This window comes from Acidianus manzaensis (assembly GCF_002116695.1).
Taxonomy (GTDB): Archaea; Thermoproteota; Thermoprotei_A; order Sulfolobales; family Sulfolobaceae; genus Acidianus; species Acidianus manzaensis.
Genome location: NZ_CP020477.1, coordinates 1,253,074 through 1,264,845 on the forward strand (window position 1 = coordinate 1,253,074; position 11,772 = coordinate 1,264,845).

8 protein-coding genes are annotated in these 11,772 nt (G+C 29.4%); 5 read left to right on the forward strand and 3 right to left on the reverse strand.

From position 1 onward, the window contains the following. Positions 1–289 precede the first annotated feature (289 nt). From B6F84_RS05810 to B6F84_RS05820, 3 genes are all read left to right on the forward strand, one after another. Positions 290–1,021 carry an HAD-IIB family hydrolase gene (locus B6F84_RS05810; RefSeq protein WP_148691372.1) on the forward strand — a complete coding sequence of 244 codons (732 nt, stop codon included), beginning with the start codon at positions 290–292 and terminating at the stop codon, positions 1,019–1,021. A 121-nt stretch (positions 1,022–1,142) separates the two neighbouring features. Continuing rightward, the gene (locus tag B6F84_RS05815) at positions 1,143–2,153 is read left to right on the forward strand and encodes an alcohol dehydrogenase catalytic domain-containing protein (RefSeq protein WP_148692850.1); all 1,011 of its coding nucleotides are present in this window, start codon (positions 1,143–1,145) and stop codon (positions 2,151–2,153) included. A 459-nt stretch (positions 2,154–2,612) separates the two neighbouring features. Next, positions 2,613–3,959: an FAD-binding oxidoreductase gene (locus tag B6F84_RS05820; RefSeq protein WP_148691373.1), complete on the forward strand. Its 1,347-nt coding sequence runs from the start codon at positions 2,613–2,615 to the stop codon at positions 3,957–3,959. A 22-nt stretch (positions 3,960–3,981) separates the two neighbouring features. Here B6F84_RS05820 and B6F84_RS05825 read toward each other — a convergent pair whose 3' ends face one another. Continuing rightward, positions 3,982–5,379 carry a sugar porter family MFS transporter gene (locus B6F84_RS05825; protein ID WP_148691374.1) on the reverse strand — a complete coding sequence of 466 codons (1,398 nt, stop codon included), beginning with the start codon at positions 5,377–5,379 and terminating at the stop codon, positions 3,982–3,984. Between the two features lie 343 nt (positions 5,380–5,722). Here B6F84_RS05825 and B6F84_RS14060 point away from each other — a divergent pair, with 343 nt between their 5' ends. Further along, positions 5,723–7,282, forward strand: a complete 1,560-nt coding sequence (locus B6F84_RS14060) for a hypothetical protein (protein ID WP_236749093.1) — start codon at positions 5,723–5,725, stop codon at positions 7,280–7,282. A 196-nt stretch (positions 7,283–7,478) separates the two neighbouring features. On the opposite strand, the gene B6F84_RS05835 is transcribed toward B6F84_RS14060, so the two are convergent. Further along, positions 7,479–8,654, reverse strand: a complete 1,176-nt coding sequence (locus B6F84_RS05835) for an FAD-dependent oxidoreductase (protein ID WP_148691375.1) — start codon at positions 8,652–8,654, stop codon at positions 7,479–7,481. A gap of 321 nt (positions 8,655–8,975) precedes the next feature. Here B6F84_RS05835 and B6F84_RS05840 point away from each other — a divergent pair, with 321 nt between their 5' ends. Then, entirely contained in the window at positions 8,976–10,559 is a 1,584-nt protein-coding gene (locus tag B6F84_RS05840) for an APC family permease (protein WP_148691376.1), read from the forward strand. 12 nt (positions 10,560–10,571) lie between these two features. Here B6F84_RS05840 and B6F84_RS05845 read toward each other — a convergent pair whose 3' ends face one another. Then, complete coding sequence (locus B6F84_RS05845) at positions 10,572–11,741, reverse strand: MFS transporter (protein WP_148691377.1); 1,170 nt, start codon at positions 11,739–11,741, stop codon at positions 10,572–10,574. Between the last annotated feature and the right edge of the window lie 31 nt (positions 11,742–11,772).

Consider the following 11,772-nt stretch of genomic DNA (forward strand, 5'->3'; position numbering starts at 1 on the left):
TAATTCAAGACTATCGATAATATAAATGGCTATATATGTATATTCAATTATTAATATGTTCAAGATATCGTAAATTAACATTCTTCTCTTCATAAGGATTAAACGTTAAGCTCTAATTAAGTTTTTCAAAAGATATGCATTATTATTCAATATATGATAGTTAATAATATCATTTATTAAGCATAAAAATAATTATTGATTTAAAAAAACTGATATTTTTACTTCTAATCAATATTAAAATCATGAAATGTAGTTACTTTTAAATATATATGTTATAATAATATATAATATGGAAAAAATTTTAGTTTTATCTGATTTTGATAGAACTCTAGCAGATGAAAATGATGGATTTGTGATAAAAAAAGATATAGTTAAAAAAATAAATGATTTTATACAATCTCATAGGAATATACTATTTTTCGTTGTAACTGGTAGAGAAAGAAAAAATATAAGAGGAGTTAAAAGGAAAAGTGTATTTGAATTGGCTAATGGATTAAAACCTACAGGTTGGATATTAGAAAATGGTTCAATAATTATTATAGATAATAAGGAATATATTGAAGTTTCTAAAGACTGGTTATCTGATATTCAGAAAATATCTGAGCAATTAACGAAAAATGGTATTGACCATGCATTAGGCGAGACAATAATTTTCGCTGATAATACTTGGGATAAAAGAGATCTACTTAACAAAATAGTTAGTAAAGTTAGCGAAGGAAGAGGTAAAATAGAATGGAATACTGACGATGCAATGATCTTAGAGAAAAATATAAGTAAGGGAAGAGGAATTGATAAACTAATGCAATTATTAAATTGTAAATGTATCAGAATAGGAATAGGTGATGCTCAAAATGACATACCACTATTTGAAAATGTTGATATAAAAGTAGCAGTATCAAATGCTTTGCCAGAAATTAAAAAAATTGCTAACATTGTAGTAAATAATGGTCCAGGCTACGGTGTCTTGGAACTATTTAATTTAATAGAATCAAATAAAATTCAAGGAAAAATAAGTCTTTGAAAGTAGCATATGCGAATATATAGGATATTACCCAATTAGTATTGAAATGCCATTCGAAGAATCTTATACTTTAAATGAAGAGATTTATACAGAAATAGAAAAATCAAAACAACAAGAAGATATGATTGCATACGTATTAGAAGACGGTAAAGTAAGAAAAAAGATAATGAAGAAACCAGAAATTCATGAAGGAGAGATCCTAGTAAAAATGAAGGCATCAGGCCTTTGCGGAACAGATATGGAAAAAATTTGTGGGCAATATACTGCAACAACTTATCTAGGACATGAAGTTTCGGGAATAGTAGTAGAGTCTAATTCAAAAGATTTTAAAGAAGGAGATAGAGTTTTTCCTCACGTTCATACTCCTTGTTATGAATGTTATTATTGCAGAAAACACAGCGAAACTATGTGTCCAATGTATAGATCTACTAACATTTATCCTGGAGGATTTGCAGAATATTTTGCTGTACCAGAGTGGAATGTAAGAAAGGGTGGTGTCATAAAGCTTCCAAAATGCGTTAGCTTTGAAGAAGGCGCATTAATTGAACCTTTATCTACTGTAATTAGAGGCTTAGACAAGCTACATTTAGAAGATGATGATACTATATTTATAGCAGGTTCTGGATCTATAGGATTGCTTCATTTACTTACATTAAAAGCAAAGGGACTATCAGTTATAGTAAGTAATCCTCCAAACTATAAGTTAGAATATGCTAAACGATTAGGTGCAGATCATATAGTTTCAACTGATCAGAATGTGCCAGAAAAGATAAAAGAATATACTAACGGTAGAGGAGCTGATGTTGCAATAGTTGCCTCGGCATCACATAATGCGATAATATCAGCAATAGAATCAGTAAGAAATGGTGGAACGATTCTATTATTCGCTGTACCTCCTAGAGGTATGAGATTAGATTATGATTTATCTAAATTATTCAATAGAGAAATTTCAATAATTTTAACAAATTCAGCAGATGATAAAGATACTAGAAAAGCATTAGAGTTAATTAGAAGGAGAAAAATTAGAGTTTCATCAATCATAACTCATAAATTTAAATTAAACGAATTTGATACCATGATTAATGAGCACAAAACTAATAGATCAGTAATTAAAGCTATGATAATTAACTAAAGTTTTAAGCATCAATAATATCTATTTGTAAATATTAGATTCTACAACAAAGAGAAAATGCATATTTTTAATTCTCCTTAAATTATAAATCGTCCATGTGGTTTAGTATAAATTACTTGATTTAAATTTTCTAGATTGACTCGATCTAATATCATTTGTACTTCATAATATACAATAAAAGTTATATTTATTAACAAAATTCTATCGTATATTGATATAAATTTAATATATTAGCATGAAATGGATTAAAAAGATTATATAGATGAAATTTTTTCAAATATAATAACGATGTCAAGCCTTCCTATTATGATGCAATATAACGCGTAAAAAAGATGATAAAAACTATATAGTTATAATGCCTAGATAACTAAAATATTTTTTAGTAAAATATGAAATGAGACGATAAAATATCTAAGATCTTTATGAAAATTTTATATTCTTTGCAATTAATTTATTTTCATGAATAATGAAATCCCAAATGTTGAACATGTTATAGAAGAGCGAGAAGACTTTTCTGGAGAAAAAGTAGTTCCATTTCTAATTTTCTATCCAAAGAATGAAGAAGATATAGTTAAAATCATCAATTTTGCATTAGAAAATAAATTATCCATAATACCATGGGGATATGGAACTAGTTTAACTGGAGCAGTAAAATGTGATAAGTCTTGTATTCTCATAGACATGTCCAAAATGAATAAAATTTTAGAAATAAATGACGTGGATTGGTACGTAAGAGTTCAACCTGGAGTTAGACTAATAGATCTTTTCGAAGAATTAGAGAAAAAAGGATTTATGCTACCTCCAGATCCGGCTTCCTTCTTTCTATGTTCCGTTGGAGGAGCAACTTCAGAATCTTCTGGAGGAATGAAAGGAGTAAAATATGGTTCTTTTAGAGAATGGGTTTTAGCTTTAAAAGTAGTCTTACCAACTGGAGAGATAATAAAAGTTGGAGAACCTCTACGAAAAAATAGGGCTGGATATGACTTAACTCATCTATTTGTTGGAAGTGAAGGAACTTTAGGAGTAATTACTGAAATTTGGTTAAGAATTACTCCTCTACCTAGAAGAAAAATAGTAACAATAGTCGCATGGTTAAAAGACTTCAAATCTGCAGGAGAAGCAATTATAGGATTAAGAAAAAATAGAATTTTACCAGAATTATCTGAATATATTGATATAGATGTAATAAAAGCTCTAAATAAAAATCTTAATGCTGGCCTAAAAGAAAGTCAAGGTGGAATGCTCATTATTTCAGTTGAAGAAGATCTTGTTAATGATGTAGTAAAAGTTTTGGAAGGTAAAACTGAAGAAATTAAAATTACTAAGGACGATGAAGCAGAAAGAATTTACTCCTTAAGAGCTCAAGCAGCAATTGCAGTTAAAGCAGAATCTAAAACGTTTTTCGCCGAAGATATAGTAGTGCCGATCTCTAAGTTACCTTATGCTATAGAAGAATTAAATTCTATTGCAAAGAAATATAATACAAAGTTTTACATTATTTCACATATAGGAGATGGAAATTTACATCCTAATATAGTAATAGAAGATCCTGATATTAGGCAAAAGGTTTTTGAAGAAATTGGAAGGATGGCAATTGATTTAGGAGGTTCAATAAGTGGAGAACATGGAATAGGAACGCAAAAAGCTAAATTAATGGCAGAACAAATTTTGAAGCATAATGGAGCAAAAGTACTTGATTTAATGTACGAAATAAAGAAACTTATAGATCCAAACGATTTAATGAATCCAGATAAGTATGTGGAATTAGCCTGGAAATATAGTAATTCCAATAATAATTATAAATAATATACATAAAAATATAGAAAAGTCATGATTTATTTGCTTGTTTTTCAAACATTTCCACTATTTCCTCTACACTTAGCCCTTTTGTTTCCGGCAGTATGAACAAAAATATAATTTCTGCTATTATAGACAGTGCTGCAAAACTAAACATTACTGATGCTAAGCCTATAGCATCCTTCCATATCGGAAATACTTCTATTATTACAAAATTGGATATCCAATTTATGAAAGCTAATATTGATGCCATAGTTCCTCTAATACGTGTAGGGAAATATTCTCCTTGAATCGTCCATCCTATTCCTCCTACTCCTAACCCGAAGAAGATCATATAACCTATGAAACTTACTATTAATCCTATTACTTTACCTAGGCCAGAAAATATTAGTAAAGATGCGCCTCCAAATGCTAAGAATATTCCCATTCCAAGATAACCTATTCTTCCTAAACCTTTTCTTCCTATTTTATCAACATATTTTATAGCAAATAACACTATAATTGTTTGAGTAGTAGAAATGATTAAAGTTGCTATTATTCCTGCGGTTATCGAAGACAAGTCTCCTCCACCCTTAAAGAATGGTGCAAATATATAAGGACCATAATAGAATGGAATATTTATTCCAGTTATTTGTTGGAACATCATCCATAATCCAGCAACTAGTAAAGCTCTTTTTACACCAGGCGTTAACCTAGATTTATTAGATTTTATTCCTGATGAAATTTTTTGAAGTTCTTGGTCAGTTATACCTTCTATTCCTAATTTAGATAATGTATCTTTCAATTTATCAAATTTACCTTTTACGACTAACCATCTTGGAGATTCAGGCATTCTCATTCTATAGGCTAATCCTATTAAAGCCGGAATTGCTGCAATGCCTAAAATTATTCTCCAATCTAAGTTAAATGCTAAAGAAGGTAGATAAAACAAGATAAGAAATCCTATTATATAAGAAATAGTCTGAGCACCTGTTATCATCCATTCTTGTAACATCTCTAAGCTTCCTCTTTTATTTTTTGGAGCATATTCTGCAATATACGCTGTTGCAATAGCTGAATCTGCACCTACTGCCAAACCTATAAATGTTCTAGCTATAAGCAACATATTTGCGTTAATTGTAATAGCGGAAACTGTTGCTCCTATAGCGTAAATTAAGGCATCTATTAAAAGTATAGACTTTCTACCATATTTATCTGTTAGAGGTCCAGCCATTATAGCCCCTATAGCAGCACCTAATGACACGCCTGCAACTAAATAACCTAAAGCAAAAGCAGATAAGTGATATGGTATTAAATCTAAAGATGTTCCAATGTCTGCAGTATCGTAACCAAATAAGAATCCCCCAATTGTAGCTAAAATTGTCAAAGACCAATATATTTTTGTAGTATGGTTAGAATCCATTTTATTTAATAATTCTTCTTCGTCCATAACAATATGTTAACTTACAATAATACTATATAATTTTATCTTGTAAAGTACAATAAGTTTTAATAAATCTAAATCTTTTAAGTGAGTTATAGTACAGTATAATATATAATGTATATTTTAAACTAATGAAATAATTTATTCAAACATCAGCTCTAACTTATATTCTTACTATTTTTAATTCAATTTATTTATAATTAAAAGCTAATATTATCACATAAGTTAAGTAAAGAGTTGCTTCAAGTATGCTTTATAGTCAAGTCTAGTTATTTCTTATTTCAAAGTATCAGTTTTATTCACGAATGATAAACTTAAAAATAGTATCTCCTTAGTTTTTATGAAATATATGATTGATAAGATTAAAGAAGAAACGATCTTGGGGACTTTGCTATTTATTTCTTCTTTTTATCTTGGAGAACATTATTTTTATCTATCAATAATACTAATATATGCATTAGCTTCTTATCTACAGCTAAAATACTTCGCACCTATAGTATCCTCTATTCTTCTAGTTTTCTCTCCGCTTCATTCTTTACTTGTTTTAATACCTTATCCTCTTCTATTTTTGAATAGAAGATTTTCAATATCTTTCTTGCTCTCTACCTTTTTTGCTTTACTCACTGAAAATTATCTTGTTCTTTTATTGTCTTTTTCGTTAGATAGAAAAGGATTAATATCGTCTGGAATATTTTTCTTAATATTATCAGGTATTTTTATGAATGTTGGATATGGTAATTTGGCTTTTTTCCTTTTAGTTTCCGGAGTTATCTCAACTTTAGTAGAGGAGAGAATAAAAATTGACATTAAGACTTCTGCAGTGATTTATTTATCTTCATTACTTATGTTCTTTAAATTACCTTACGTAATACCTTTCCTTCTATCTTTTTCTCCTTTATCGTCTTTGCTGTCTTCACCTTTTTATCCATTTTTAGCTTTAATTAGTCTAAAATATTTAGCTAAAAGAATAAATAAAATTAAGTTTATGAATATTATACCTACAATTTTTTCCTTTCTATATCCTTCATTAAGTTTTTCCTCATCCTATGATATGATTAGTGCAAACAAGACAAACATTAACAAGTATGATAAGATGTTGGATACATTATATTATTTAGTTCCATTTATCTTTTCATTGTATTTCTTTATAGAAGGAGATTATGGGCTATTTCAATTCCTAAGTATATCATCAATATTTCTTATTTTATTACGATATTGGAAATATCTACTTAGAATAAAAAATCAAATAATAACTTTTTCACCATATATTATATCTATAAGTCTAATATTTTCTGCATTATATTTTTATTATATGGATTTATTTAAATTCACGCTATTAATCGTGTCAGCAATAGCTATGAGTTTTCCAATAAAAGTTAATCCTATTGGATTACCAATAAGTTTCCTCAGTTTAATAAATCCTATAGTTGGTATAGCATCCTCAATAAACAGATATTCGTTTATATTTCTCATAATTCCACTAATAGGATATTTATATTTTCATATTTCTATATTAACTTGGATTTTTTATGCGATAGGAGTTATACTATATTTAATAGCTCATGAAAAAGCATTAAGGGAAAATCTTATTCTATTATTTACTTCTGTTATTTATTTCAGTTATGCAATGTACTTATTTGTTATCGGATATTTGACAAGTAGCGTTCCATTTTTAATTATATCCATAATATTGAGTCTACTATTTATGAAATATAGATACAATTCAAAGGAAAATCTAATTCAACTAATAGCTTATTTAGCAGTTTCTTTTCCTTTGCCTATAATATCATTGCCGTTCTTTTTTGCTAGGAAGAGATTAGGAATTATAGCATTATTATTAGAGGGTATAATAACTATATTATTGATTAAATATTTGGCTTTTATTCATATTATTACAATGTCATACTGAATTTATAATAACGACTAGATAGACCTCTAAATACTAGTATTTTCTTAACATTATGTGAAATTAAATATACTTAAGGCATTCCAAAGTGTTATATGGATAGAAATAATACAGAACTTTATATAAAGGAGGAGATTTGATATTTAAGAAATGAGATATAAATAAATTATATAAAAAGTTATAATAAAGAATAAAAAAGCTATAAATACTTATATCCGAATAGTTTTTCTAAATATGCTTGTTCCCATTTATCTTTTTGTAAAGTATATTCTCTCTTCAATTGCGGATCTTTGCTAGGTTTAGGAGGTTGTGACGTTAAATCCATTTGGAACTGCAAACTTAATGTCTCTAGTTTTCCTTCTAAATTACCCATGTATGCCCAGCCTACGAAAGCATACTGTACTGGCACTTTTTCTGATACTCCTTCCATTTCTAAGATTTTATTTGCAGCAAATAATGAGCTTTCAAATGCTATTTCTTGATTCTTAGGGAATGGTAATTTCGCTGCATCTCCTGCTGATAAAATATCGTCATATTTTGGATGCCTTAAGTCTTGTGGTGATCTAATTTCTACAAATGGAGTTCCTAATCCTGCTTCTTCTATAAACTTCGGAGCTCTATTAGGTTCTAGTAGTGCTAAAATTGTGAAATTGTATTTCTCTCCAGATTTAGTTACAACGTAATTCTCTCCTATTTCTGTAATTTCTTGACCAGTTACTAATTGAATCCCAGCCTTATCATACGTTTGTTTAACTATGTCTGCTGCAAAAGGAGGTTGTGTTTTATCATTAGCATCTATATGAATTATGTTGAATTTGCTTCTTACTCCTCTATAAGCTAAAACTGTGTGAGAAAGTAATGCAGTTTCAGTAGGTGCTGGTGCACATCTGTATGGAGCTTTTGGAGCGTATACTAGAACTGTACCTTCATTTTCTGTCCATAGTCTCTCTTTTAATACGTTTACTCTACCTGGATCGTAAACTGTAGTGTTTTTCCACCAATATTTGTCAAAACCTGTTATAGAAGAATCATCAAAGACTATGCCTGGAGTCAAAACTAGGTAATCGTAATCGATTTCTTCATTTCTATATCCTATTGTAGACTCTGAAATGTAAACTTTCCTATTGTCTGGATCTATTTTGTACACGTTTCCTATGGTTACTTTTATTCCTTTTTCTCCTACTTTCTCATAACCTCTAATTATTCTATTGTAATCTTGTTCTTTGGTTAAAAGTAATGGTCTACTAGGACCAGCAAAATAAAAGTCTTCTTTATTTATTACTGTTATTTCTGTATTTTTCATCTTTTCTGCTAAGGTGTTAGCTATTCCCATTCCAGCTATTCCGCCACCTACTATAACAATCTTTTTGGACATAATTCCATTTTCACTTTAACAATATTTAGAAGTTTTTAGAATCAAATATTTCAGAAAAGGTTTTTAGTTTAGTTTGAGTATATTTATGTTTTGAAAAATTATTCATTTTTTATAGAATGTTTCAATAGTTTAATTTTTTAACATAGTTATAAATGTTTTAATCTAGACAGATTCTTGTAAATTTTTATGTATGTCAAAGAAGATCAATCTATTTATCATAAATAAAGTATAATAAGTGAAGAGTATAAATTTTTTAAATTTACTTATGCTTATATAAAAAACTGAGACTAAACTTAAATGATATAATGATAATATATTACTATGCCCAAACAGTCTAAACCTAATAATAGATTAAGAAAAGAAATAAATTTTGTGGAATTGTTTATAATAGGTCTTTCAGGCGCAGTAGCTACTGCAGTATTCTTTAGTCAAGTCGAAATGACTGCTTTTGCCGGACCAGGTAGTTTAATAGCATGGATTATTGGAATTCTTCTATACTTTACTATAGGATTAACATATATTGAACTTTCACAAACTTATCCAGAAGCTGGAGGACCTTCTAGATATTCGATTTATTCTCATGGTATTGTAACTAATTTGATAAATGCTACTTCTGATTTAATATGGTATCTATTCATTCCTCCAATAGAAGCTTATGCTACAATAGAGGGATTGGATTTCTTCTTTCCACAACTTTTAAATAAGGAAGATTTTCCTACTTTATTAGGAGCATTAGTTGGAGTAATAATTCTAATAGCTTATATTCCATTCAATTATTATGGGATAAAAGTATTCGCGCGAGTTACAGCAGGATTTGGAAGCATAAAGATGATATTTTACGCATTACCTGCATTGGCGCTAGTCGTATTATTTGCTAAGCCTTCAAACTTTACTGCTTATCATGGAATTCTTCCATTCGGAATAGCTGGAGTATTCGCTGCTATGCCTTTTGCTATGTTTGCTTTTGGTGGAGCTAGAGTAGTTCCAGATTTTGCGGAAGAAACTAAAAATAAAAGAGATATCATTTATGCGTTGCTTTTCACTATATTAGGGCAAGCAACAATATATATTCTTTATAATATAGCACTATTAACTACAATAAATTGGAGTGCATTCGGAATAAAGCCAGGAGATTGGAGTGGGTTATCAAATGTTGTAGGAAATCCTTTTGTAATATTAACGTCATCATATGATTTGAAGATATTTCTAATCATAATACTAATTGGAGCAATAGCTGGACCTTTTCTTACTGGATATATTTATATGGGAAGTGGAAGCAGAGTCCTTCTAGCTATGGGAAGATCTAAATTTATGAGTAGTGCGATGAAGCAATTGCATGAAAAGTATGCTATCCCATACTGGGGATTGATCGTATTTGCTGTAGTTGGAGCTTTAATAACATTTCTATTTGCTCCTATACCTAGTATTTATGGTTTAATTTCGGATAGCGTAGTAGCAGGATATTTAGGATTTGCAACTAATCCAGTTGCTTTAGTAGTTTTAAGAAGACAAGGAGTAACTAAATATAAGATACCTTTTGGAAATGTTATATCTGCTATAGCTTTTATTGGAGCTTCATTAATAGTATTCTGGAGCGGATGGCCATCAGTTCCATATTCTGTTGTTCTTTTAGCTATAGCTTCAGCAGTTTTTGCTGTCTTAGGAAAAGCTACAGCAGATTTTAAGGAATCTATTTGGTACGTAACGTATATAGGATTTCTTACATTAATGACTTACATAGGAAGCGATGGAGCCCTAAGTATTATTCCATTTCTGCCAGCTACAATAATTACTGCAGTTGTATCGCTTGCAGTATTCTATCCTGCAGGCATATTATCTGGTTTAAGGAAAGAGAACTATTTAGAACATGAAATGGAAAAAGAAGAGGAGCCTAGAAAAGAATGAGATAAAAATTTTTTAATTCTTGCTAAGTAAAACTGTTTGTTCTAATTCTTCTAAGCTTTTTCCTTTTGTCTTTATGCCCTTTGTTATTATCATGATTCCAGAGATTGCTGACACTATACCTACTACAATGAAAGATAGCAAAATATTAGAAGAATATAACGCAGAAAATATTATAGGACCTACTACGCCTCCTAAGTGTCCTATTCCATCAGCTATTCCGTAACTTAGAGATCTTATTTCTGTACTAAAGTTTTCTGCTGTATAGGCGTACATTGTAGGGAATTTGAATCCTTGGAAAAACATTGCGATAAAACCTACTAAAATAAATGGCACTCCTCCAAATAATGGCATGGTCATTATCAGTAAGCCTCCTAAAAAGTTTGCTGTGAATGTTGAGATTTTCCTTTCTATTCTATCATTTATTATTGATCCTACTACTACTCCAATAGGGTCTCCATATAGTATATAAGTATAGTATAATGTTGCATTTGAAAATCCTTTTAATGAAATAAGTGAAAATACTGGGGAGGCAAAAAGAGAATATCCAGCAAAATAACTTGTAAACCAAATTAGTAAGAAGATTAGAACTGTTTTATTTAATTTAAAGATAACTTTTTTGGAATTCTTTGTACTTTTTTGAATCCACAATGTTGATTCTGGCAAGTTGATTCTAAATATAAATGCAAAAATTGATATTACCAAACTAGGTAAGAATAATAATCTCCAATTATCTCCTGCTATTACTGCTATTGGTCCGACTACCAAACTCATTAAAAATCCTCCTAATGTGCTTATACCTACAGCTTTCCCCCTTGAATTAGTTTCTGTCATCTCAGAAACATAAGCAGGTATTGTAGCTACTTCTCCTTCTATTCCGAAACCTATAATAAATTCAGCTAAGAACAATTCTATATAACTAGTAGATATAAATCCTATAAATGATCCAATAGCTATTAAGCCCATAGATAAAAGCATACCAAACTTTCGTCCTTTTATGCTTGCCAGATAGCCATTTATGCTTCCTCCTATAAAATATCCAAACATTTCTGCTGAAAGTATTAAAGAAGAATAAAGTCCTATAATTTTAGAGGCATCGTCAACTATATAAGGAACATTAAAAATATCCCAAAAACTTAATGATGTACCTACTGCGATTAAAACCAATTGTGTTTTACTTAACATATGGGTTCATATTTTTTAAAAAATTTAAATT